Source organism: Pedobacter glucosidilyticus DSM 23534, assembly GCF_000425145.1.
Taxonomy (GTDB): domain Bacteria; phylum Bacteroidota; class Bacteroidia; order Sphingobacteriales; family Sphingobacteriaceae; genus Pseudopedobacter; species Pseudopedobacter glucosidilyticus.
This window is the reverse complement of record NZ_AULF01000003.1, coordinates 19,405-44,524: the sequence shown is the minus strand read 5'-3', so window position 1 is coordinate 44,524 and position 25,120 is coordinate 19,405. Positions and strand designations below refer to the sequence as shown.

Sequence of the window (25,120 nt, the reverse complement as noted above, 5' to 3'; positions counted from 1 at the left end):
CGTGGTTTTACTTCCTACATCTTAATTCATTAAGTTTGTACGGGCAGACCAATTTTTGCTTTCTATGCCTTTGCAACACAAATTTGCAAAAACGTTAGAATCGGTAAACACATCGTTGAATTTGAGCAAGGCGGTAAGGAAAAAGCAGCGTATGGAACTTTTCTATTTGAACAACTTTCCAAAGATTTAACTCGACTTTACGGAAAGGGATTTAGTAGAGCTAACTTATTGTATATGAGAAAGCTTTATTTAAACTTTCCAAAAAGTGAGACACTGTCTAACGTATTGAGTTGGAGCCACTATTTTGAGATTCTACGTTCCGACAACAAACTTGAAATCAGCTTCTACACTAAACAAGCCTCAATGGCGCAAGAATGAAGACCTAGGCAAGCGGGCAAAGGCTTTTTGTGCCGCCATATATAGTAGATACTTTAATATTTTGCATAGATTACCTATTATCTCATTTTGACCACTAACCTAAAAATCATATTTATGATACTATCAAATGATATTATCTCTTTTCTAAACCCTAGCACCAAACCTACGTACACAAACCGGGGCGAGGGCGGTACCCCGCAGGACATTTGAAGCTTCTGCGGAAAATGGACGAGGAGTAAAGCAAAGCACCGGACTAGCCCTTTAATAGCTGCAATAGCCCTGCTTTTCTAAATAAAAAACAGCTTTTATGATTTATTGATGTTGTTTTGGTGTAAGAAACGTTATAAGAACTACCTAAACTTCTCGGCCACTACTAAATCTTTAGTGCCATGTTGGTAATTATAAAAACCTTCGCCAGATTTAACACCTTTTTTACCAGAAGTTACCATGTTTACCAAAAGCGGACATGGTGCATATTTAGGATTTCCAAAGCCTTCGTGTAATACTTTAAGGATGGCCAAACAAACATCTAAACCAATAAAATCTGCCAGTTGAAGTGGTCCCATAGGATGAGCCATACCCAATTTCATAACAGTATCAATTTCTGTAACGCCTGCAACGCCTTCATACAAAGTATAAATAGCTTCATTAATCATAGGCATTAAAATCCTGTTGGCAACAAAACCGGGATAATCATTCACCTCGACAGGTATTTTATCTAGCTGCTGGGCAAGTGCCATAATTTTTGCAGTGGTATCGGCAGAGGTTGCATAGCCATTAATGACTTCTACCAGTTTCATTACCGGTACGGGATTCATGAAATGCATACCAATAACTTTGTCTTGCCTTTGCGTAACGGCTGCAATTTGGGTGATAGCTATGGAAGAAGTATTGCTGGCTAAAATGGCTTCTGGCTTGGCATATTTATCAAGCTCTTGAAATATTTTCTCTTTTAAAACAGCATTTTCTGTGGCCGCTTCTACTACCAAATCTACATCTTTTACAGCCTCGGCTAGGTTGGTATAGGTAGTAATATTTGCTAAAGTTTGCTGTTTATCTGCTTCTGTAATGAGGTTTTTAGCTATCTGCCTGTCTAAATTTTTAGCTATAGTAGCGAGGGCTTTTGTTAAAGCATCGGCTTGTACATCTACCAAAGCAACTTTAAACTGATGTTGTGCAAAGCTATGTGCTATGCCATTTCCCATGGTACCAGAACCAATAACTGCAATACTTTTCATGTGCAAAAAAGGTTTATAATGTGAGGTGTTTCCCTGCTTCTTTAACGCTGTTTTTATCTAAATTGTTTAGCACCGGGATAGTTCCTAAATGTTTAAGCTTGGTATATTGGGTAATATAAGCTTCAGAATCTGGATTATGGCCATTAAAAAGAATACCTTTTACAGGGATGTTTCTGCTTTTTAACAATTCGTAACTTAAGAGTGTATGGTTAATGCTGCCTAAATAATGTTGAGATACTAAAATTACTTCTGCTTTTAGCTGAGCTATTAAATCTACTATCAAAAACTGCTGATTTAACGGAACCATTAAGCCACCAGCGCCCTCAATAACTAAGGTGTTTGGCGTTTCTGGTACTTTAATAGTGTTGATATCTATTTCAATACCATCTAAACGGGCTGATAAATGCGGCGAAAGAGGCTGTGTAAGTTTGTAAACTTCTGGATGAAAATAAGTTTTATCGTTACTTACCAGTTGTTTAACGGTGATGGTATCAGAATTTTCTAAATCTCCTGATTGTATGGGTTTCCAATAATCGGCTTTTAAATGCTCTGTTACAATGGCTGATGTTACGGTTTTTCCTACGCCTGTGCCTATGCCTGTGATAAAAATGGGTTTCAACATATTATATTTTAGCTAAAGCTTCACTTAATTTTTCTATTTCTTCGTCTGTATTAAAGGTATGTAAACAAATTCTTAACCTTTCTTTTCCTACCGGAACAGTTGGACTTAAAATGGGTCTGATATCAAAGCCGCTTTCGTTTAAAGTTGCAGCTGCTTGTCGGCAAGCGGTATTCCCCTGGATAATTATTCCTTGGATAGCGCTATTACTCGGCATTAATGCAATACCCGCTTTGCTGGTTAATTGTTTGAAATAAGCTATTTTTTTCTGAATAAGAAGTGTATAATCGCTACTTTTTAATTGCTCATAAGCTGCTTTTATGGTGTATAAGCTGTGCGGAGGTAGGGCAGTGGTATAAATAAAAGAACGGGCGAAATTGATGAGGTAGCTTCTAAGTTCATCGTTACCTAATACAATAGCTCCGTGGCAGCCCAAAGCTTTACCAAAGGTAACTACGCGGGCAAATACTTGATTTTCTAAACCCAACTCGCACACCAAACCTTTGCCATGTTTGCCAAATATACCCGTAGCATGTGCTTCATCTACGATGAGGTAAGCACCATATTGTGCTGCAAGTGCGGCTATTTCTTTTAAAGGGGCATGGTCTCCGTCCATAGAAAAAATACTTTCTGTAACGATGAAAATATTCCCTTGGCTGTTTTTAATTTTTGATTCGAGATGCGCTAAATCATGATGTTTAAAGGTATAGCGTTGGGCATAGCTTAGTCTAGCACCATCAATAAGACTAGCGTGGATAAGTTCATCACAAATAATGGTATCGCCTTTTTGGGGCAGACTAGAAAGTAAACCTACATTGGCATCATAACCCGAGTTAAATATTAAGCCTGATGCAGCCTGATGAAAACGAGCGATTTCTTTTTCTAAGGTTTCTGTAAAACTTGAATTTCCGGTGATGAGTCTAGAACCACCAGCACCATTTCTTAATTTTTGTGAGTAGGCAATTTCATCAACCCATTCTTTTACAGATAAAGATTTAGCAAAACCCAGATAATCATTAGAAGAAAAGTCAATAAGATTGTTCTCGCTTTTTAAGGTTCTTAAAGCGTTAGCGGCAATTCTTTCCTGTAGTTTTTGATGGATGAAATTCAAGTTTTTTTATTCAAAAATAAAGAAAGATTTTGAAATGATTATTTTGTGTCGGACTGAGCGGAGTCGAAGCCTTTTTCAACTCGTATTGACTTTATTTATATTTAAAAATCAGGCATTCACGCACCAGCTTTCCGGCCTCTTGACCGGCCATGTCAAGTTACTTTTTTCCGCAAAAAGTAACCAAAAACTCTCCGCTGCGCCGCTTGCTTCTAAAAGGTTATGCTAAGGCTAGTCCTGTAGATGCCGCAACCGACAAGGCGGAATTGGGCGTAAACGGTTGTTTATGCTTAGGCTTGACTATCGAACTACCTAAACTCGTCATTTCATATTGATTTATATGAAATACTTGCTTGCGGCAGGTGATATTAAACGTTTTGAAAATTTGTGCAGAAATGGTATTGCTTACAGAGGCATTTTCATTCCGCACTAAATTAAATGAATAACTGATGATTAACGTGAACCACCGACAGCCATTTTTGTGCAAATTTGCTTTTATACAGCGTTTTTATTTTCCGAAAAATAACATATCAACGTCCATAGGATTTGAATAGAACCTTTCTCCAACTGTAGTATTTACAATTGCAGTTAAAGTCACTTTTTTTCCTTTCATTTTCTTCATATCTTCTAGAAAGGCTTCTTTTAGATTATACATTACCTGATATTGTTCGCCGTATTCCATTCTTTTTGGAAATTGAATTGGAGAAATAATATTTAATAATTGGAAAGTGTCAGCATCTCCGTGAATTGGTCGACTGATTTTGAAGTATGGCGAGTTAAAATATCTAAAGTCATTAACTGTATTTGTTACAGTCACACCAATCATAATTTCTCTATTTGAATAACCATTTATATTAAGATAAGAGGTCAAATAAATATTGCCTTTTGGCTCTTCTTTTTCAGGTATAGGAACATTTACTTCGCTTCCTAACTTCTTTAAAATTTTATTTGAAAGCTCTTCGGGAGAAGTCTCGCTAATGTTGAGATACCCAAGCGTTGAGCGAATTCCATCAAGTTCAGTCTTATCAAATCTAACGGGCAAAATATATTCTTCCTTGTTTTCAATAGCTCTTGCAATTGCTGTTCTTACTTCATAGTTTGTCCAAACTTTTTTTTCATAATTCTCAGAAATAAAAGGGACAAAGTATTTTGATTGTCGTCGATATACATAATCGAAGTGAATTCCTAAATCCTTTCCCCAAAGGTCAACTTCTTCAAATCTATCATAGAAAACCTTAATTCCGTTTTCTTTCAATATTTGGGCAACTTTCTCTACGTAATCTCTGTCTTCTCCAGCAAATGAAAGGGCAATGTCGTATTTGTATTCCATAATTAATATTTTAGTTTGTCTAGTTAAAATGTCTTACAACTATCCACCAAGAATGATAATTCCATTTTCACTTTAAATTCTTATTTAATAAAGTAATTATTTCAGTGTAATGATGATTTTTGAAACATTCTGCTAGCGATTCATTTATCAGTTCGGTTTGTTTTTTTGCATTTCTACCAAAGACTTCTGCATTTGGGCCATCATGCTGGTTAGAGTTTCCATGGTAGGCTCTGGCATTGGCTGTGGTAATTCTGTAGAAATAAATGCTTTTGCTTTCCAAATTTCTAAAATATCTTCGGCCTCTATGGTATAAGGTTCGTAAACAGGGTTGTCTGATGATAATTTTAAGCCTTTATCTGGTCTGAACTTGCTGCTTAACCTTTTATAAACCACGCCTTCGTTTTTGCTAATCACAATAGCCGTTTCACCAACTTTAATATCGTTACTCCAATTTTCTACATATTCTGCAATAATGATAGAACCAGAAGGTAGCGGTAGCATAGAGTCTCCTTTAATTTCAAAAGCTCTGTAAGTGCCTTGTTTAAAAATAGGTAAAGAGAAACGGGGTAGGGTGCTTACATATTCAGGGTCGCTATAACCATTAAGGTAACCTGCACTAGCCTTAACCTGTACCAATTCTATGTTTTCTTTATCATCTTGGTCTACCGTAATACTTAGTACACGAAGGTTAGAAGGGTCTCCTTTAGGTTTGGGTGCCCATTTATCATTTATTTTTTCATTGATGAAATCATCAATACTTAACTCAAAAAAGTCTGCGAATTTTTTTAGCAAATCATATTTTGGTTCTGCCCGGTCTTCTTCGTAGGCGCCAATTAAAGATCTTTTAATTTCCATAACATCAGCAAATTGCTGTTGTGTAAGGCCTTTTTTCTTTCTGAGGTATTTTAAATTATCAGATATTTTTCCCATTTCTAAAAATATTTGCAAATACTAAAATAATTAGTATTTTTATGCTCATAAAATTAGCAATAAAAAATTAATAGCCAAATAATAATGTTAAAGAATTTAAATGCAGCTCAAATGAAGAATATCGTTTTTATAGTTACAGACAGAAATAGAAATAATTTACATGTTGGTTTAAGTGCTGATTTAATAAAAACCATGAACTTCTACCGTAAAATGCCGAACCTATTTTTTGATGCAGGGCAACAGTTAACTCGCTTGGTTTATTTTGAGGAGTTGAGTTCTGAAGCTATGGCTCAAGAACGCTTTAAAATGATTAACCAATTTACCCGAATGCAAAAGGAGAAAATGATAAGAAGTGTTAATCCGGATTGGATTGACTTAACTACTGGCTTGGATTATGAGAAGATGTTAAAAACAGGCTTCCAAGTGAAACCTGTTTTTAGCTTTATGTCTTAAATTATTGTTTGATGAATTTAAGTGCTGCCGAGTTGATGCAGTATCTTAAACCTGTAGGAGCAGGGCCATCATCAAAAACATGACCTAGGTGCAAACCTGTTTTAGCTTCTATCACTTCATCTCTTACCATACCATGGCTATTATCTTTTACCCAGATAACGGCTTTCTCATTAATGGGTTTGGTAAAACTTGGCCATCCGGTACCAGAGTCGAACTTGTCTTCAGAGCTAAAAAGTGGTTCTCCTGTTGCGGCACTTACGTAAATACCTTTTTCATGATTATTGTAAAACTCATTTTTAAAAGGAGGCTCGGTTCCTTTATTCACCATTATCTCAAAAGCTACCGGAGATAATATTTTTTTCCACTCGCTTTCTGTTTTTTGTACTGGAAATACTAAAGCTTTTTGATCATCCTTTTTTGAGGATGTTTGATTACTTTGACCACAAGCAGCTAAACTTAACACTGCTAAGCTAAAAACGGTTGATATAAACTTTTTCATACTATCATATACGTTTATAAGGCCTATAGTAGTTTTTTTCAATTACCATCCTGGCGCAAAAGCCAAACCAAATACAGGCTTTTTAATATCTACTCGGTTAAACGGAACCGCTAAGTAGGGCTCCAAAACAAAATAACCAAATACATTTACCCTGGCAGATATACCTGCACTTAAGGCTGGTACTCTTACATTTGGTTCGTAAACAGGTGCTTCAGTTTCACTATCAGTACCTATTCTACGAGGTGCTTTCCTATCCCATGCAATTCTATCCCCTTCATTCCAAGAAACTCCAGCATCAAAAAATAAGTTTAAATCAGAAAATAAAAATTTAGAAGGGAATGCAGCTAATTTTTCTGGACCGGTAAAAGGTAACCTTATTTCAAAATTAGAGATTAACATCCTATTACCAATCAATTGGTTAATGTTAAAACCGTTTTGCTCTCCAGTTAAGTTTCTGTTATTGTAAAAACTATTGGCCTCATAACCTCTTATCAAAAATGGTAAACCAATAAATAATGGGAATAATTGGTTGTTTACATTACCTATACGGCCATATCCATAAATTCTGCCCGCAAAAGTTACTGGTTTTGCCCTTACATATTTTCTTAAATCAACAATTGGAGCAGTAAATTGGAAAGTACCAAAATTTTGCTCTACACCAATTCTGTATCTGTAACCACCTAAAGGAGCCGCTACACCAGAAAAAGAGTTATCACCCACTAAAGCTGTATTTAATTGGAAAACCGTAAAAGACCGTAAATTAAACCCTTGGTCTTGCAAAAATTCTTCTCTAGATACTTTTCTTCTATCCTGAAAAATTGGGAAACCTGTATTTGGTTCATAATAAGTACTGTATCTATCCACGCGGTAAGAGTAATAAGAAGCACCAGCACCAAACTCAAAACGGGTAGTTTTAGAAAAAGGATAAGAGGTAAAACCCTGTACAGATTCTTCAAATGTTCTGATGATATCTATATATTGTTCTACAGCAGGTGTAGTACCTCCTCCATCCACAGGTAAATCAGTTAATTTAATGCCAAACAAACCAGATTGAAAAGGGATATGTGATACCGAAGCCCCCCAATTCCATCTGCTTTCTTGGTTGATGTAAGCGAACTGAGCACCAAAATCGTAAATTTCTCCGTTAACTGCAGCCGCTGCAAAAATTTGATTTCTGCTCAAAATATCGCTAAAAATGGCTTGTACACCAGATTGCATCCCTGTACCAAACCTGCTGGTTGCCACACCAACACCATTACTGGCGATATAATCTAGTTGAAACTGAGATTTAAAAGGAATAGCTTTGACAGAGTCTACCGGTGTATCATCATAAGCTAAGAAATTATCTAAGTTTTTGTTGATGATATTTACCCCAACAGAACTTGGTGGAGGTAAAGTTGCTGCCGTAAAATCTACTGCATTGCTATTTACCAATGTGCCTTTAAATTCAGTTACGTTTGCATTGTAAAGTGTATAGCGCTGAGAGCGATAATAAGAATAGATAATATCGTTGTTTTTTGAAATACTTAATGCAGGCGAACTTTCTGTTATCCCACTAATTCCTGTAAAATAATCTGTTAATTGCTCTACAGATTCTTTGGAAATGTTGTAACGGTATAGGTTCCTAAAACCATCTCTGTTAGATAAAAAATAGATATTTCTATCATTAGCATCAAACACTGGATTTAAATTATTGGCTTTAGGAAATACATTAATATTGGTGATTTTCTTAGTGGCAACATCTAGTACAGCTAAACTCATGCTAATGAAAGCACTTAAGTCTTTACCTAAGTTTAACCTATCTGTAGAAAAAACAATTTTTTTACCATCTGAGGAATAACTGGGCTGGTAATCTGTAAACTTATCATTAGTGAGCTGTGTTAATTCTTTAGTTTCTAGGTTGTAAGAGAAGAGGTCGCTTTGCCCATCCTTAAGGCCAGAGAAGGCAATTTCTTTTCCCGTTGGAGACCAGTTTAAATTACCAAACTGCTCTACTTTTCCCATAGATTTTTGTAGAACTGTTTTCCCATCATCAATATCAATGATGATGAGTTTATTTCTGCCTTCTGAGAATGCACTAAAGGCAAATTGTTTACTATCCGGCGACCATGAACCTGCGGATTCTATATAGTTAAACTCATCAATATGGCTGTTTTTAATTTTAGAGGTTAACTTTCTGATGATTTTTCCTGTCTTGGCATCTGCAAGAAATAAATCAATAGAAAAGAGTTCTTTTTCTGAAAGGAAGACCACATATTTTCCATCAGGGCTGATAGCTGGCGATAAATTCATATCGCCACCATTTTCATTATCAATCAGTTTGGTACCTATGGGTTTTTGTGTGGTATCTTTTAAATAGGGGGTATAAGCGTTTTCTAAAGAGCTTTTCCATAAGCTGGAAAGTGTTTTTTCATCGTAACCAAAGGTCCTTCTGATTGCCATTTCATAACCAAACTTTGCTGTAGATTTAAAGAAAGGCATAATGATGGTATCTCCGTAAGTAGAGCCTATAAAAGCCCAAAAGGCTTGTCCATAGCGGTAAGGGAAATATTTACTGTTGGTTGTTAAATCTCTTAATGTTGGAATGTCTTTATTTAACACAGCATCACGCATCCACATGGCAGTGTTTGCATCAACTTTACCTAAAGAAAGGTACTCTGCCATACCTTCAACCATCCATAAAGGTAAATTCCCAATATTTTCTAGCTGGGTAGAATCTCCTTCTATTAAAGAATGGTATTGGAAAGCATGAACCAACTCATGCCCAAGAACGTGTCTGGTTTGGAAATTACTTTCCTGAATAGGCATGAAAACCCTGTTTTTTAAACCTTCGGTTACCCCACCTGTACCCACACCAATTTCAGAGTTGATGATGGTTGTTTGTTGAAATTCTGGTGAATTTCCGTAAAGGATAATGGGGTTAGGACGTTTAAAAGTATCTCTGAAAACTTGTTGGTGTAAAGCATACCAGGCTTCACTCTCTTTAGCGAAATTTTTAATTAAGCTATCATTTTCTGTATAGTAATAGAGATGGAAATGTGGAGTTTCATAAACCTTAAATTTAAGATTTTTATACCTTACTTTGTTTTGCCCGAAGTATTGTGCTTGCGCATTTCCTGCAAACAATAAGAATAAGAAGCTAAAATAAATGGTAGTGTAAATTTTAGCTTTATTAAATTTTACATTCTTTGTCATGGTATGGAGCTATAAATCTTAATCGTTTTTATGGATGATTTACTCTTTTTCTTCTTTTCTTTTTTCTCTCTGTAGCTTTCTCTCTTCTTTTTTACTTAAAGGAGCTTCTGTCTCTTGCTTCTGAGTTACTCCTTGTTTAACATCAGGAGTTTTATTCTGGTTTTTACTTTCATTTTTTATTTCCGTTTCAGCATTTTGTTCTTGGTTTTGTTGCGCCTCAGGATTTTCTATTTCCATCAACATCAATGAATCTACTGCTAAACTATCTGTACTACTGGTGTCTACCACAATTCTTGGACTTGGACATATATAAGTACGAGTTATTTCTACATCTGGTTTAGGGAAAGGGCCTAAGGTAATACCTGTCTTAGCATCACGGTAAACTTTTTCCATAAACTTAGCAAAAATAGGTAAGGCTGTTCTGGAGCCTTCGCCTGTTTGCGAATCTTTAAAATGTATACTTCTATCATCAGCACCTACCCAAACACCAGTTACCAAATCTTTGGTGATACCCATATACCATCCATCAACATAATCTGATGATGTACCTGTTTTACCGCCTATTTGGTTGTTTTTCTTCCATAAATCCCATTCCCATAAGGCTTGTGATGTACCTCCGGGTTCTTCCATACCGCCTCTAAACATGTAAAGCATTAACCAAGCTATTTCTTCGCTTAACACTTGTGTGTGTTTGGCTTTAAATTCTTCGATAATATTACCATCTAAATCGGTGATTTTCTCAACCAAAATAGGGTCTACCCTTTTTCCTTTATTTAAAAAAGTACCATAAGCCCTCACCATTTCATATACGCTAACATCATTAGAACCTAAGCTTACAGAGGGTACGGATTGTAGTTTACTTTCGATACCACATTCATGTGCTAATTCTACAACTTTATCCCAGCCTACTTGTTCTGTAATTTGTGCGGTGATAGAGTTTACTGATTTTCCCATAGCCCATCTTAAAGACATTTCTCTGTAAGAGAAATTATAATCAGCATTTTTAGGTTCCCAAACTTCAGTTTTAGAGCCTATTTTATATTCTATTTTAACAGGTTTATCGGTAAACTTATCGCAAGGGTTTAAGCCGCTTTCTAATGCTGCCAAATAGGCAAAAGGTTTAAAGGTAGAGCCTGCCTGACGTTTGGATTGTTTTACATGGTCGTACTTAAAATAGTTGTAATTATCACCACCTACCCAAACTTTAATTTTGCCAGAAAATGGATCTAAAGTCATCATACCTGTATTTAGCATTTTGGCGTAATAGGTTAAAGAGTCTATGGTAGAAAACTCAACCTCTTTATCGCCATCCCAGGTAAAGACAGTCATCTTTTTAGGTTTGTTTAAGTAGTAATCTATAGAGTCGCGATTATTTTTATGACGTTTTTTAAAGTCTGCATACCAAGGCAGTTTTTGTAGGTTATTTTCTATAAAATTAGGAATAACATTTCCTTCAGAGTCTCGCCAAGGTTCTTCATCTCCCCAAACATTGTTAAACCTTCTTTGCAGAATTTTCATGTGGTCTTGTACAGCTTCCTCAGCATATTTTTGCAACCTAGAATCTATAGTGGTATAAATTTTTAAGCCATCTTCATATAAATCATAGCCATTTTCATCACACCATTCTTGTAACCATTTAGCAACAGCCGTTCTCAAATAAGAGTCGCCATCATTTTTACCTGTATCTTTACCTAAATTAAGTTTTAAAGGCTTTTTTACAGTCTTTTGGTAAGTAGCATCATTTATAAAATTGTATTTAAGCATTTGTGCCAAAACCACGTTTCTTCTGTCTAAAGCTTTTTCAGGGTTTTTAATAGGGTTATAGGTTGATGTTGCTTTAAGCATCCCTACCAACAGGGCTGATTCTTCTAGCTTAACTTTATCAACAGCTTTATTAAAATAATGCTTTGCTGCGGTGTTAATCCCATAAGAATTATTACCAAAAGGTACGGTATTAAGGTACATAGTGATGATATCCTCCTTAGAATAATTGGCTTCTAACTTATAGGCAGTTAACCATTCTTTAAATTTAGAAACTAAGGTTCTTACTACCGGGATATGTTTGATAAAACCTTGAGATTTATTGTTACGGGTGCGATATAAGTTTTTTGCCAATTGCTGTGTGATTGTACTTCCGCCACGTTTATCTCCGGTAACGGTAGAAATGATGCCCGAGCCTATAGAAAGAAAATCAACTCCAGAATGTTTGTAAAATCTGGCATCTTCTGTCGCTATTAAAGCGTTTACAATGGTGCTATCTATCTGATTAAAGTTAACCGGTGTGCGGTTTTCTTTATAATATTTACCAATTAACTTACCGTCCGAATAATAAACTTCTGAGGATAGGCTTAACGAGGGGAAATTTATATCTTTTTTTGCAGGCGAGTATCCAAAAAGCCATAAAAAATTAAGTTCTACTGCACAAATAAAAATAATAAGTAAATAAATAATAATACTAAAGTATCTAAGAGGCTTATTGGGTATTTCTTTAAACATATATAAAGATGAAAAAAAGATGCTTTGATTTATAAATAGCTGCAAAAATAATTAGCCAGCAGATTAAAACGCTAAATTATGGCTAAAATTTTAGTTTGCTAACATTTTATGTGTTAAATCAAGTTAAAATCATCGGCATCTTTTAAGAAAGGCATTTCTGCTCTCACTCTTTCTACTTCGGCTTTATTCATGCTAAAGGTATAAAGGTCTTCTTCATCTCTTTTATAGTAGATAACATCGCCAGCCGGACTTAAACAGGTGGTATCTCCGCTATAGTAAATTTGTTTACCATCATAACCAACCCGGTTTAAAGCGATGATAAACGCCTGGTTTTCTATGGCTCTGGCAGGAATTAACATGCGCCAGTGTTGTGCCCTTCGCTCGGGCCAGTTGGCTACTACCAAAAGCAAATCATATTGCTCTTGATGATTTCTTAGCCATACAGGGAAACGTAGATCGTAACAAATGGCTAACCTTATTTTCCAACCTTTAAGTTCTACAACTACCTGCTTATGGCCGGCTGTATAGGTTTTGTCTTCCTCTGCCAAACCAAAAAGGTGCTTTTTATCATAAGTTTCGTAGCTGCCGTCGGGGCGCATCCAAACCATACGATTATAAAAATTACTATTTTCTTCTATAATTAAACTTCCGGTAATAACGGCGTTAAATTTTTTGGCCGTATCTCGCATCCAGCTTACAGTTTTACCATCCATTTTTTCTGCATTTTCAACAGCATTCATGGTAAAACCGGTATTAAACATTTCTGGTAATACAATTAAATCCGTACGCTCTCTAATGTCAGATAGCTTTAAGCTTATGTTTTGGAGGTTTTTTGCAGCATTTTCCCAAAATAAATAGGCTTGTAAGAGCGTAACTTTTAATTGTTCCATCGTTTAAATTTTTATAAGGTTATGAACGGCTTTTTCTAAAGTTTCTTGCTTTTTCGCAAAACATAACCTCAGGGTTTTGTAATCCGTAGATTTTGAATAAAACGGAGAAGCTGGTATAGTAGCTACTTGATATTCTTTTAATAGTTTCATAGCCATGTCTGTATCTTTGTCAAAAGATATCTTCTCGTAGCTAACCATTTGGAAATAAGAACCTTCACAAGGTAGCAAAGTTAATTTTGTTTCTGATAGTAATTTTCTAAAATAGTCTCTTTTTTCTTGGTAAAACTGGGTTAAACCTAAATAAACGTCTGGTTTTTGCATATAGGTATGGATAGCATGCTGCATAGGTGTATTTACAGAAAATACTTGGAACTGATGCACTTTTCTAAATTCTTTCATCAAGGCTTCCGGGGCGCAGCAATAGCCAATTTTCCAACCTGTGGTATGAAAAAGTTTTCCAAAACTAGCTGTAATAAAGGTTCTTTCTTTCAGTTCTGGATAAGCTGCCAAGCTTAAATGCTTTTTTCCATTATAAATTAAGTGCTCATAAACCTCATCACTTACAATCATAATATCTGTATTTCTGGTGATATTGATGAGTTCTTTGATGTCATTATCCTGAAGTATTCTGCCTGTAGGATTATGCGGCGAGTTGATGATAATCATTTTTGTATTGGCAGAAACCAACTTCTTTACAGTGCTCCAATCAATCTCATAAGTGGGCGGAACCATTTCATAAGCCTTAACCAAACCTCCTAATAGCCTCACAACAGGCGCATAAGCATCATAAGCTGGCTCAAAAATAATGACTTCATCATTTGGCCTTAAAATAGCGGTAATGGCTGTGAAAATAGCTTGTGTGCCTCCGGCGGTAATGGTTATTTCTGTCTCTGGATGATAGTAAGATTGGTGAGCATTTTCAATTTTATGACTTAGCGTTTCTCTCAAAGCTAACAAACCAGGCATAGGAGCATACTGGTTATTACCTTTTTTCATTTCTTTAAAAACCAGCTCTTTGAGCTTTTCATCACAATCAAAATCCGGAAAACCTTGAGATAAGTTAATGGCTTGATGCTCTTTAGCCAGAGCACTCATCACAGAAAAAATAGTTGTAGTAACGTTGGGTAACTTTGAAATAATATTAATCACGAGCTTTAAATTAGAACATCACAAAATAATATTATTTTTAAACTAACAGAAACCTAATCTTTTTGTTATAGAAGAATTATTTTTAATACATGGACAATACCATCAGTTACCAATCTAAGGCAAATAAACTATTCCTCATTTTGGGAGGCTTCTTTATTGCCAATGCTATTCTGGCCGAATTTATAGGTGTAAAAATATTCTCTGTAGAAGAATCTATAGGCTTAAAAAAGTTCGATATTGACCTTTTTGGGGTAGAGGGCTTGTCTTTTAACATGTCGGCCGGAGTGCTCAATTGGCCTTTTGTATTTATCATGACAGATATCATTAATGAATATTATGGTGTTAAAGGCGTTAAATTTCTATCTTATTTAGGAGCTGCTTTAATAGCCTTTGCCTTCTTAATGGTAGGTTTTGCTATGTCTTTAAATCCGGCCGATTTCTGGTTATTACAAAATATTAACGGCGAAGCTTTAAACATGAACAATGCTTTTTCTGCTATTTTTGGTCAGGGTATGTGGATTATTGTGGGCTCAATAACTGCATTTTTAATAGGACAGGTAGCAGATGTAACCATTTTTCATAAAATAAAGAAACTTACTGGCGAGCGTAATTTATGGTTAAGAGCCACCGGTTCTACCTTAGTTTCGCAACTGATAGATAGCTTTGTGGTTATTTTTATTGCCTTTTACCTCAACCCACAATACAGTTGGAGCTGGCAAATGGTAGCCGCAATAGGTTTGGTAAATTACACCTACAAATTTATAGTTGCCCTCTTGTTAACCCCTATCTTATATGTTTTACATAGTGTTATAGATAAGTATTTGGGGAAAGATTTGGCGCAGCAATTGATAGCCAAAGCAGCCCAATAGCTTTCTTTATATTTTAAGATGATTAAACATACTTACCAAAAGTTGCTTAAATCCTTTCTGCTGCTTTTCTCAGAAACAGCAATGCTGTTTTTATTGTTGTTTACGGCACTCATCATTTTTTTATTTACCGCTAAAATGATATTTATTGATGAGCGCCTCGAATTAGATTTCTACATTTTTAAGCTATTATCTACTTACGTAAACACCACAAATACAGCAATCATGCTTTTTTTTACGCAATTGGGCAGCTCGGTAGTCATCACTACAGGTAATGTATTGCTAACTTCTTATTTCCTCTTTTTAAAAAAACGACACTGGTTTGCTTTAAAAGTACCCGCAGTATCTTTAAGTAGTTTGGCTTTAATACTCAGTTTAAAAAGCCTCTTCAACAGGCCAAGACCGCTATCGCCTTTGCTTTATCAGGAGCTAGGCTTAAGTTTTCCTAGCGGACATGCTTTAAGTGCTGTAACATTTTATGGTTTAATAGTTTATATAATCTCCATCAGCAGCCTCACCAAACAAACAAAATTCATCATCAACAGCCTTTTGGTTGTCATCATCTTTATGGTTGGCTTAAGCAGAATATACCTGAGGGTACATTATACCAGCGATGTAATTGCCGGTTTTTGTGCCGGCGTATTATGGCTGTGGTTAGCTATTAAAATATTAAATGGTGTAGAAAATTTCAAATCGGCTGGTTAATATGGTTAGTGATGAAATCATCTAAAAAGCCACTACCGGTATTATTGTTTCTGCTTTATTGCCATTATTTAACACTTTCTCAGGTTTCATCCAGCTATTCTCCTAAAAACTTAAGCTTCATAGCGGGATAATTTTTTGAAGCTTCTACAGTATTCATAAAGTTAATCAGATGATCTTCAAGCTTTTTTGTTAAATTTTCATCAGTAATTTTTCCTTCTGGTGAAAATGCTTCGTGTGCTTTTGATAATGAAAACATAGCTGGAAAAATATGTACCCCCAGTTTTTCTAAAGGAATTCTTAACGACCAAAGTCCATGATTTCCTCCTGCCATACCGGGCGAAGCAGACATCAGCAAACCATGCTGTTGCTGAAAGGGTTGGGGTCTAAACCGTGAAACCCAATCTATAGAATTTTTTAGTAAGCCTGGTATAGAACCATTATATTCTGGCGAAGAAATGATAAAAGCATCATTTGCTAAAATACGTTTTCTAAATGCTTGTGCTCCAGCAGGATGGAAATCATTCACTTCTAAATCTTGATTAAAAGATGGGCAATCAAACTCACTCATGTTGGCATAGTCAACTATCCCACCATTTTTTGTGATGACCTCTGCAGCTAATTTAATCAATTGCGTATTCAATGAATCAGCTCTTAGTGATGCCGAAAAAACAAGAAAGCGTAGGGGTTCTTGCTGATTGTTTTTTTGTTGCTCTTTCATTTATTTTAATCCATTGCTTTCAATAAATCTTGTAAATCAAGAAATTTGGTAAACATATCTAAAGAACCATCATTTTTCTTTGGCCACATTTCCTCAGGTTTATCCCAATACAATTCAACACCATTTCCATCTGGGTCGTCAAGATAAATAGCTTCAGATACACCATGGTCGCTGGCACCAGTTAAAGGATAATAAGCTTTACGCAACCTGTCGTAAATGATTGCAAGATCTTTTCTGGTAGGATACAAAATAGCCGTATGGTATAAGCCTACTCCTTCTTTAGCCGCAGGCGGAAAACCTTTACTTTGCCAGGTATTTAAACCAATATGATGATGATAACCACCTGCCGAAATAAATGCAGCCTGGTTGCCATACATCATCGTAACTTCAAAGCCTAGTAAATCTCGATAAAACTCGAGCGATCGATCTAAGTCTGCTACCTTAAGGTGCACATGCCCAATACGTGTTTGCTTTGGTATTTTATAAGTGTTTGTCATACTAATTGCGAATTAATTTCAATAGGATTACTCATCATTTTATGGATAGGGCAGGCATTAGCAACAGCAAGTAACCTACTTTTTTGCGTTTCATCAAGCTTCCCAATAAACGTTAAATCTCTATTTATCAATGTTTTATTTTCTGATGGAACAAAGGTTAAAGTTATACTAACTTTTGCTTCCTCCAAATCCCAACCTTTACGGTCTGCATACATTTTCACAGTAGCACTGGTACAAGCCGCTAAAGCAGAGGCCAAAAGTTCTTTTGGCGAAAAGCCTAGATTCTTTCCACCCATTTCTATCGGCTCGTTTGCAATAACTATATGCCCTGATGGTGATTGAATTTCCACCCTATAATTTTCGGTTTTGATGCTGGATATTATTTGAGTCATCTGATTATTTTTTATGTAAAGATGGGTAAGGAATAAATGCTGCTTCATCTCCTTTTATTTTAGGAAATGTTTGTGTTTTCCATTTATGCTTGGCTTCCTCAATAAGTTCTTTACTTGTCGATACAAAATTCCAATCAATAAAACGCTCTTCCGGAAAAGCCTCACCACCAAAAATGTATATCGTACTATTAGGCATCATGGTAAAGGCGCATAAAGTGCTGTCTTTGGCAACCAGCATTTGTTTTGATTCAAACACATTTTCATCATGCACTATGCTACCCTCAAGAATATATAAACCGGATTCGCCATATAAATGTTGCCCAATATTTACCACTTGTTTGGTGCTACTTTTTATTTCAAGCATAAAGAGCTTACTATATACTGGTACAGATGATTTCCTTCCAAAAGCTTCGCCTGCAATAAGTTTAAATTGAAGATCACCTTCTTCCCATGTTGGAATTTGCTCTTGATTGATGTGAAAAAACTCTGGTTCCATTTGCTCTAGCGCTTTGGGTAATGCCACCCAAATTTGTAAGCCATGCATCATTTTGTCAGAATGCCTCAGATAATCAGGTGTACGTTCAGAATGTACAATTCCTTTTCCAGCCGTCATCCAATTTACGGCACCAGGTTTTATTTCTACTTCGTTGCCTAATGTATCCCGATGCATTATGCTGCCCTCAAACAAAAAAGTAAGAGTAGAAAGCCCAATATGAGGATGCGGCAATACATCAAAATTGTCTCGTTCGCTTAACTTTACAGGGCCCATGTGGTCAATATAAATAAACGGACCTACCATCCGTTTTTGTCTAAATGGTAACAAACGCCCAACCATAAACTTACCAATATTAGCCGCTCTTTCTTCTATAATCAGATTGATATTTGACATGATACTTTCAATTAAAAATTAATTTTTCCTATTTAATTTTACTCTCGTCCGTTTTTTTAAAGAATCTCCATGTTTTTAATTTCATACATCAAATAATTTAATGAAAATTTTCTTAATCTTAAAAACAGATACTTATGATGATAAAAATACATAAATAAGCGTAGAGTAAATCACTAAAAAAGGCGGGTTTAAATTGGTAAAATTTTACGGCCCTAAACCTTGTGTATAGGATACTTGTGCCTAGCTTGTCTAGTTCTCATCATCCCAACTTATCCGCTATCTAGCATAAGAAGCCTTTGCCCGCTCTGACGCTCGCTGATGCCATTATGGACAGACTTGCAGCTTCTGCACACAGAATAGCCCTTACGGACAAATCTTTGAGAAAGAAAAAAAATCATTAAGTTTGAAAAATATCACTCTGCTTAGTGGGGATATGCGCCGGTATGACTGGCATACTTTCGTCGGAATATCTAAAATAAATACCAATTTTACGAACAACTTTCTACTTCACAATCATAACATTTCCTTTTTAAGAAAATTATTTCTATAATTACCATACATTTTAAACTGTATGGAACACATCTACCACCTCCTGCTCATAACATTATGCGCTGCTTTTTTTATGAAAGCAAACATTAATAGAAGAATTCTACAATACTTAATCGCATAATCCTGTTACAAATGCTGATTAACGAAACCATCATTACAGACATTAAAATCATTATAGCCCAGTCAAAAGACAAGGCTATAAAAGCTGTTGATTACCAAAGAACTTTAATGTATTGGCATATAGGGGAACGTATATTTGAAGAAGAACAAAAAGGAAAAGACCGGGCAGATTATGGGAGATATCTTACAGCATATATCGCCAAAGAGTTAGAACCAGAATTTGGTAGTGGATTTTCAAAAAGACAAATCGAATTAATTAGGCAGTTTTATCGTACTTTTCCAATTGCGAATACACTGTATTCGCAATTGAGTTGGAGCCAATATAAATTGTTGATTCGTTTAAATGCAAATGACCAAAGAGAATTCTATATCGCCGAAACCATAAAGAACAATTGGACTGTAAGACAATTAGAAAGGCAAATTCACACCAGCTTATACGAACGCCTTTTGATGAGTAATGATAAAGAAAGTGTACTCGCAGTAGCCAAAAAAGAAAAATTACCTTCCGATGCTAAAGAAATCATCAAAGATCCCATGTTTCTAGAATTTCTTGGACTTAAAAAAGAATCAGCTTATTACGAGCGTGATTTAGAATCAGCAATCATCACACATCTCCAAGAATTTCTATTAGAGCTAGGGAATGGTTTTTCATTTGTTGCAAGGCAAAAAAGAATACATATAGAAGGTGATGAGTTTTTTGTAGACCTAGTATTTTATAATCGCATTTTGCAGTGCTTTGTTATTATTGAAATAAAAACGCATAAGCTTACCCATCAAGATATTGGACAACTACAGATGTATGTCAATTATTACGACAGAACAGAAAAGTTACCACATGAAAACTCAACCATTGGCATTTTACTCTGTGCTGATAAAAATGATGCAGTAGTAAAATTTACACTCCCAGAAAATCAGAAGCAAATTATTGCCAGCCAGTATGAGTTATACCTGCCGAGTGAACAGCAGTTAATGGCAGAACTTAATAAAGAATTAGAAAACTTTGAAGAAAGAGATAAGCCTAAAAAAGAGATACAATAGCATAATTTAAAAGCCTATGAGTTTAAATAAATTCCCTAAAGTACCAGCCACCTTATACAACCATAAACGTATGTGTGTAACTGGGAAACTTACGGAGTATAAAGGGAAATTGCAATTGGTTATTAATGGGGTGGGGCAGGTTAATTAAGTAATAAATGAATTTATAGGGTGGTTATGCGTTATAGGATAGCGGACATTTACTAGTTAGCTGTAACGTTACCAAAAAAACGACTATGAAAATAGGTACTTTATTATTAATAATGACATTAATTATTGGCTGTAGACATGAGAAGAAACATACTAAAAATAATTTGATTGTTAAATCTCAAGATTCAATAATGGCTAAGGATGAAATACTTGATTCCCTGACAAATCCTTATAGTTATTATTATTTATCAAATCAGCCTATAGAATATAGTGCTAAGCTAATTCTAACTGACAGTATTTATCCTTCAGACAATAAAATCACATTCGATTCAATGGATAGTCTAAGTTCTGAAAATGAAAAAACCAGAAATTTTTTCTTTAAAGTATTTATTAAAATTCTAGACAAAGCTGATGGGTCTTTATCTGAAGCCGTAGGAAGTTATGTATTACAGTATATTAAAAGGTATCCAAAAGAATTTCTTACAAGAACAGATAAAATTGATAAAAGATATTTTAATAAATTTGCTCATTTTGCAGGCTATGAGCTAGGTTTTTCAGAAGATTATGGTAAAGATTGGTTAGACTCTTTAACACAGCAATGTTTAAATTGTGATTCAAACGAATTTAAAAAACTTAATAATTTTAAACAAGTTGCTCAGGAAACTATAAATGAAGTTAAAGGGACAAGTCGACACTCTAATAATTCCTGATCGGATTTATATAACCATAGTATTGAACGAGGCAGATAACAAGAATAAAAAATCAACTGAAGAGCTTGAAAAAATTCTAGAGAGGACTTTAAAAGAATTAAATATTAACACTGAAAAGGATTTATCATTACTTGATTATAACAGTGATTTTAAAAATTATTTCCTTAAATCACAAGATATTCTAAAAGTTAAAAATTACTCTTTGCTTGTCCGCGATGCCGTGACAGCTGGCAAAGTTTTCAAATCCTTAGAAGATGTAGGAATTTCAAATGTAAACATTGAAAAAACAGAATATTCTAAATCAGAAAGTTTATTACTTGAACTGAAATATTTAACAATTAAAAAAGCCAAGATTAATGCCTTGAAAATGTTGGAGCCTTTAAATCAGAAATTGGGTAAAGCTATTTTTATAACAGACAATAATTCAATTTCAAATACTCTTCAAGGAAAGGTTAGTGGAATACAAATTAGAGGGGCTTCAAGTCTTTATGGATCAAAAGCATCCGAGCCTATTTTAGTAGAATTTCAAAAAATTAAGTTTCAATCTCAAGTAAATGTGAAATTCATAATTGAATAGAAATACATCACATAACAATAGTAACTATCGCACCCAAATACTCTTAAAAAGTATTTCATTAAATAAAGTTATTTAAAGCCAATATAAGCGATACTAATTTTCAACTGTTATTCTGCTTGTCAAAAAAAAGAGTCTTTAAAGGCTCTTTTGAGTTCAGATGAAAAGTGCTAGAAAGAATTTCCTATTTATAGGTAACTGTTTAACATTTTGAGGATATCCTCGAAATGGTCATAGAAGAAATCGCTTAATTTTCATGTTGTAGCAAGATACAATGGCTAATTGCTATATCATCAATAATTATCACAATTTGTAATAAGCTCCAAATGTCCTGTGGGGTATCGCTGCCGCCCCGGTTTAGCTGGGGTGGGGCTGGTTACCCTAAACCCAAAACTTATTAATCTAAAATAATTGATAAGATATTTTTATCATTTAGAAGGAGTAGAGGGAGCTTTTACTTTAATATATTTACTAAAAATATATTCACTAATAGGTTTTAATGCCTTTTCTGGATACTCTGGATGCATCCCTCCGGTAGTGAAAAATTCTACTTCCTTATCTATTTTAGAATACCACATCTTACGGATACAGTTTTCAGTAAGGGTATCCGGTTTGGTTATTTTTTTGAAATGCTTCAACTTAAAGGTATCTAAAGCTATAACTTGAATATTAGGTAGTTTCTGGTCGCAAGAAATAGACTTGTAATTTACGCCATCCCAATACATACAATCCTTCTCTTTAAAAAAATCTAAGCTTTTAAATGAGAACAATAGGATGAATATGGATATGGCAGAAATAGCTAGTTTTTTCCATGATTTATGCCAAAATAGGGCATACATAGGTTTTTTAGTAACTGTTATACGATTTAATTTCTTATCAACCTCTTTTGAGGATTCCTTTTCTAATTCGGATGAAATGCCAGCCGCTACCGGTTTCTCAACTTCTTTATGACCTACAAAATCTTCTTCTTTTTTTAAAGTATCTAACTTAAAAATATAAGGACGCGGAGAAAAATCTATCAACCATGCCAATAGTTCGATGTTTTTCTCATCTGTATTTTCAGTTTTTTTATTTAAATGGTTAATCAGGGGTCTAAACCTATCTACATCCATGCTACGGATATATCTTATATAACCTTCTACATCTACACAATCCCCAAAGAAATCTCTTAAAACCTTTTCATCACCTTTTTTAAATCTTTTCGCAATAACAGCAAGACATTCATCTTTTAATCTAGCCGGAGTAGGATTTTGCAAATTCAGCGGCAATGCCATAGCATCACGCTTTTCTTCATAAAGTTTAATAACCTGCTTCTTGTATTCTGAAAACATTTTAATAAGAATCTTGGATAAAATTACGGTGGAATTTACGGAATCTTTTACGGTTTTCCGGAATTGCTACGTAACAACTGGAATTACCGGAATCATTTGATAACAAGCTGTTTAGGCTGCCGCATCTTTGTTTCGAAAGCAATGGTTATTTCTTTTATTAGAAAAGCCACCTTTCAAAGAGAGGAAATAGCGGTAGTAAGTTATTGACTTGGGAAGCAAGCACATGCTCCCGCTATTGAATCTCAAAACTTCCCAAAAATTTAAGAGGCGCCTCTTAAAAAATGCTGTAATCCACCAATACGGTTTGGTGGCTTAGCACAGGTATTCACATTAAATTTTTAAGAAAATGATTCAATTTTTAATTGCTATCCTATTAGGACTGGTAGCTCCTGCTGATAACACAGCAAACAATACTTCAGACAACGAAGTTATCATCACAACAACAAATACTTCAGGCGGTGAGAATGGACAATTACCAACGCCAAGACCAAAAGGTTAAATAAGTATAAGGAGGTTTAAGCTAAACTTAGGCCTCCTTATTTATATATTATTTCTCTAAATCTAATTTACTAATCATCGCAGATAGAAATTATTTCTTTTATTTCTAAATTAGAATAAAAATTAGACTTGAAAATTTTCTACTTATTACTTATTGCTTTCTTTGTTTTTGAAGGATGCCATACTCCTGAGCAAAAAAATAAGAAAGATTCAGCCGGATTTCAGCTTTTAGATACCGCCTTCAACTTTTTAGATGCAAATCAATCTAACCTCGCTTTCTCTTATTTTAACAAAGCCAAAGAGCAATTCTTACAAACCAAAGATAGTTTAGAAGTTGGCTCTTGCTTCATCAATATGGGGATGATTGCTACCGAGCAAGGAGATAACTTTGGAGCCAGAGAACTAGCCTTAAATGCTATTCCTTACCTTGATTTTAAAAATGAAGAACATCATCCTTACATCAGATCTAACTTTAATAATCTAGGTATCACTTCCTTTAACCTCAAAGAGTATGATAAGGCCATAGCATTTTATCAGGAAACTTTAAGCTTTACAGCCGATAGCGATGCTGTAAGAGTGGTGAAAAACAACATCGCCAATGTATATAGAAAGCAAAAGAAATATGCAGAAGCTTTAGTGCTTTATCAAGAGATTTTAAAGAAAGAAACCAGACCTTTAAACTTAGCAAGGGTTATTTCAAATTCCGCATTCACCAAATGGGAACAAAATCCTACTTATTTTGCTTTGCCAGAACTTCATCAAGCTTTAAGTATAAGAAAGAAGGAAAAAAATATCAGTGGGCAAAACGCTAGCTATATACAACTTACGCAATATCATATACAGAAACAAGTTGATTCGGCACTATACTATGCCAAGTTAAGTTATCAAACAGCCCATGAGATAAATAGTGCGGATGACCGTTTGCTTGCCATTCAGAATTTAATCAAGTTAAGCCCTCCACAAGAAGCCAAAACTTATTTCAATCTCTACCAAAACTTAAATGATAGTTTACAAACAGCCAGAAGCGCAGCAAAAAATCAGTTTGCACTTATCCGTTACGAAACGGAGAAACATAAGGCAGACAATCTTATCCTGCAAAAAGAAAAAACAAAACGTAATAGCTGGATTGCGCTTTTAATTTTCTTGATGATTACTGGAAGCGCCATTACCCTCATCTGGCAGAAAAAGAGGAAAGAACGTTTAGAACTGGAAGCAAAAAATGCGATACGTGAAAACCAATTCAAAACATCTAAAAAGGTGCATGACGTGGTAGCTAATGGTTTGTACCGCTTAATGTCTGAGATAGAAAATGGTGTACAAACAGAACAAGATAAAATTCTAGATCAAATGGAAATACTTTATGAGCAGTCTAGAGATATTTCTTATGATGATTCTGCTGATAGCACCCAAAGCTTTGAAATCGCTATTGCTACACTTCTTAATTCTTTTGCCTCTACTCAAACCAAAGTAATTATCATAGGAAATACACCAGAATTCTGGAATAGGGTTAAAGCTTCAGATAAATACGAGCTGAAACAGATACTTCAAGAGTTGATGGTCAATATGAAAAAGCATAGCCATGCCAATCAAGTAGCATTAAGGTTCGAGCAAACTGAAGAAAATATATTGAAAATTCATTATACAGATAATGGTATTGGTATAACCGAAGGAAAAATTTTTGGAAATGGGCTACACAATACGGGAAACCGTATACACCAAATAGGTGGTAATATTACTTTTGCAACAGGTGTAGAAGGAGGCTTAAAAATTCTTATCCTTTTCCCTGCTACTTAAAAGAAAA

Annotated in this window: 25 protein-coding genes; 10 read left to right on the top strand and 15 right to left on the bottom strand. The window is 34.9% G+C overall.

The window, feature by feature from the left end:
* Positions 1–51: 51 nt before the first annotated feature.
* A complete protein-coding gene (locus H510_RS20625) occupies positions 52–378 on the top strand; it encodes a DUF1016 N-terminal domain-containing protein (protein ID WP_081659150.1) in 327 nt (108 codons plus the stop codon).
* Positions 379–728: 350 nt separating this feature from the next.
* Here the strand turns inward: H510_RS20625 and H510_RS0100215 are convergent, their stop codons facing one another.
* From H510_RS0100215 to H510_RS0100195, 5 genes are all read right to left on the bottom strand, one after another.
* A complete protein-coding gene (locus H510_RS0100215; RefSeq protein WP_026902457.1) occupies positions 729–1,616 on the bottom strand; it encodes a 3-hydroxyacyl-CoA dehydrogenase family protein in 888 nt (295 codons plus the stop codon).
* Between the two features lie 13 nt (positions 1,617–1,629).
* On the bottom strand, positions 1,630–2,238 hold the full coding sequence (gene bioD / locus H510_RS0100210; RefSeq protein ID WP_026902456.1) for a dethiobiotin synthase: 609 nt from the start codon (positions 2,236–2,238) through the stop codon (positions 1,630–1,632).
* Position 2,239: 1 nt separating this feature from the next.
* Positions 2,240–3,346, bottom strand: coding sequence for an aminotransferase class I/II-fold pyridoxal phosphate-dependent enzyme (locus tag H510_RS0100205; protein WP_026902455.1), 1,107 nt, complete (start codon positions 3,344–3,346; stop codon positions 2,240–2,242).
* A 505-nt stretch (positions 3,347–3,851) separates the two neighbouring features.
* Entirely contained in the window at positions 3,852–4,673 is an 822-nt protein-coding gene (locus tag H510_RS19395) for a toll/interleukin-1 receptor domain-containing protein (protein ID WP_051290979.1), read from the bottom strand.
* A gap of 147 nt (positions 4,674–4,820) precedes the next feature.
* The gene (locus tag H510_RS0100195; RefSeq protein ID WP_026902454.1) at positions 4,821–5,603 is read right to left on the bottom strand and encodes an XRE family transcriptional regulator; all 783 of its coding nucleotides are present in this window, start codon (positions 5,601–5,603) and stop codon (positions 4,821–4,823) included.
* Between the two features lie 111 nt (positions 5,604–5,714).
* Between H510_RS0100195 and H510_RS0100190 the strand changes: the two genes are divergently transcribed.
* Positions 5,715–6,056: a GIY-YIG nuclease family protein gene (locus H510_RS0100190; RefSeq protein WP_026902453.1), complete on the top strand. Its 342-nt coding sequence runs from the start codon at positions 5,715–5,717 to the stop codon at positions 6,054–6,056.
* A gap of 1 nt (position 6,057) precedes the next feature.
* Here H510_RS0100190 and msrB read toward each other — a convergent pair whose 3' ends face one another.
* The 5 genes from msrB to H510_RS0100165 form a co-directional block, all read right to left on the bottom strand.
* Positions 6,058–6,555, bottom strand: coding sequence for a peptide-methionine (R)-S-oxide reductase MsrB (msrB, locus tag H510_RS0100185; protein WP_026902452.1), 498 nt, complete (start codon positions 6,553–6,555; stop codon positions 6,058–6,060).
* 42 nt (positions 6,556–6,597) lie between these two features.
* Complete coding sequence (locus H510_RS0100180; protein ID WP_051290978.1) at positions 6,598–9,750, bottom strand: peptidase MA family metallohydrolase; 3,153 nt, start codon at positions 9,748–9,750, stop codon at positions 6,598–6,600.
* 39 nt (positions 9,751–9,789) lie between these two features.
* Positions 9,790–12,246 carry a transglycosylase domain-containing protein gene (locus tag H510_RS0100175; protein ID WP_026902450.1) on the bottom strand — a complete coding sequence of 819 codons (2,457 nt, stop codon included), beginning with the start codon at positions 12,244–12,246 and terminating at the stop codon, positions 9,790–9,792.
* Positions 12,247–12,359: 113 nt separating this feature from the next.
* Entirely contained in the window at positions 12,360–13,136 is a 777-nt protein-coding gene (locus tag H510_RS0100170; RefSeq protein WP_026902449.1) for an amidohydrolase, read from the bottom strand.
* 3 nt (positions 13,137–13,139) lie between these two features.
* Entirely contained in the window at positions 13,140–14,285 is a 1,146-nt protein-coding gene (locus tag H510_RS0100165; RefSeq protein WP_026902448.1) for a methionine aminotransferase, read from the bottom strand.
* Between the two features lie 89 nt (positions 14,286–14,374).
* Between H510_RS0100165 and H510_RS0100160 the strand changes: the two genes are divergently transcribed.
* Together H510_RS0100160 and H510_RS0100155 are read left to right on the top strand one after the other, a co-directional pair.
* Positions 14,375–15,154 (top strand): queuosine precursor transporter, encoded by a 780-nt coding sequence (locus tag H510_RS0100160; protein WP_026902447.1) that lies wholly within the window; start codon positions 14,375–14,377, stop codon positions 15,152–15,154.
* 18 nt (positions 15,155–15,172) lie between these two features.
* A complete protein-coding gene (locus H510_RS0100155) occupies positions 15,173–15,856 on the top strand; it encodes a phosphatase PAP2 family protein (RefSeq protein WP_026902446.1) in 684 nt (227 codons plus the stop codon).
* 94 nt (positions 15,857–15,950) lie between these two features.
* Here the strand turns inward: H510_RS0100155 and H510_RS0100150 are convergent, their stop codons facing one another.
* Genes H510_RS0100150 through H510_RS0100135 form a run of 4 tightly spaced genes read right to left on the bottom strand, consistent with a single transcriptional unit; the run spans position 15,951 to position 18,352 of the window.
* A complete protein-coding gene (locus tag H510_RS0100150; protein ID WP_026902445.1) occupies positions 15,951–16,574 on the bottom strand; it encodes an NADPH-dependent FMN reductase in 624 nt (207 codons plus the stop codon).
* A gap of 5 nt (positions 16,575–16,579) precedes the next feature.
* Positions 16,580–17,071 carry a VOC family protein gene (locus H510_RS0100145; protein ID WP_026902444.1) on the bottom strand — a complete coding sequence of 164 codons (492 nt, stop codon included), beginning with the start codon at positions 17,069–17,071 and terminating at the stop codon, positions 16,580–16,582.
* A complete protein-coding gene (locus H510_RS0100140) occupies positions 17,068–17,463 on the bottom strand; it encodes an OsmC family protein (RefSeq protein WP_026902443.1) in 396 nt (131 codons plus the stop codon). Before H510_RS0100140 ends, H510_RS0100145 begins: the two co-directional genes overlap by 4 nt.
* Positions 17,464–17,467: 4 nt before the next feature.
* Entirely contained in the window at positions 17,468–18,352 is an 885-nt protein-coding gene (locus H510_RS0100135) for a pirin family protein (protein ID WP_026902442.1), read from the bottom strand.
* A gap of 681 nt (positions 18,353–19,033) precedes the next feature.
* Here H510_RS0100135 and H510_RS0100130 point away from each other — a divergent pair.
* The 4 genes from H510_RS0100130 (at position 19,034) to H510_RS0100120 (ending at position 21,493) form a co-directional block, all read left to right on the top strand.
* Positions 19,034–20,059 carry a PDDEXK nuclease domain-containing protein gene (locus H510_RS0100130; protein WP_026902441.1) on the top strand — a complete coding sequence of 342 codons (1,026 nt, stop codon included), beginning with the start codon at positions 19,034–19,036 and terminating at the stop codon, positions 20,057–20,059.
* A 16-nt stretch (positions 20,060–20,075) separates the two neighbouring features.
* Positions 20,076–20,207 carry a single stranded DNA-binding domain-containing protein gene (locus H510_RS20525; RefSeq protein WP_281168234.1) on the top strand — a complete coding sequence of 44 codons (132 nt, stop codon included), beginning with the start codon at positions 20,076–20,078 and terminating at the stop codon, positions 20,205–20,207.
* An 85-nt stretch (positions 20,208–20,292) separates the two neighbouring features.
* The gene (locus H510_RS0100125) at positions 20,293–20,916 is read left to right on the top strand and encodes a hypothetical protein (protein ID WP_026902440.1); all 624 of its coding nucleotides are present in this window, start codon (positions 20,293–20,295) and stop codon (positions 20,914–20,916) included.
* A gap of 22 nt (positions 20,917–20,938) precedes the next feature.
* Positions 20,939–21,493 carry an SIMPL domain-containing protein gene (locus tag H510_RS0100120; RefSeq protein ID WP_245584763.1) on the top strand — a complete coding sequence of 185 codons (555 nt, stop codon included), beginning with the start codon at positions 20,939–20,941 and terminating at the stop codon, positions 21,491–21,493.
* A gap of 425 nt (positions 21,494–21,918) precedes the next feature.
* Here H510_RS0100120 and H510_RS0100115 read toward each other — a convergent pair whose 3' ends face one another.
* Entirely contained in the window at positions 21,919–22,821 is a 903-nt protein-coding gene (locus H510_RS0100115) for a hypothetical protein (RefSeq protein WP_026902438.1), read from the bottom strand.
* Positions 22,822–23,167: 346 nt separating this feature from the next.
* Here H510_RS0100115 and H510_RS20035 point away from each other — a divergent pair, with 346 nt between their 5' ends.
* Positions 23,168–23,320: a hypothetical protein gene (locus tag H510_RS20035; protein WP_155977753.1), complete on the top strand. Its 153-nt coding sequence runs from the start codon at positions 23,168–23,170 to the stop codon at positions 23,318–23,320.
* Positions 23,321–23,448: 128 nt separating this feature from the next.
* Complete coding sequence (locus H510_RS0100105) at positions 23,449–25,113, top strand: tetratricopeptide repeat-containing sensor histidine kinase (RefSeq protein WP_051290976.1); 1,665 nt, start codon at positions 23,449–23,451, stop codon at positions 25,111–25,113.
* Positions 25,114–25,120: the final 7 nt, after the last annotated feature.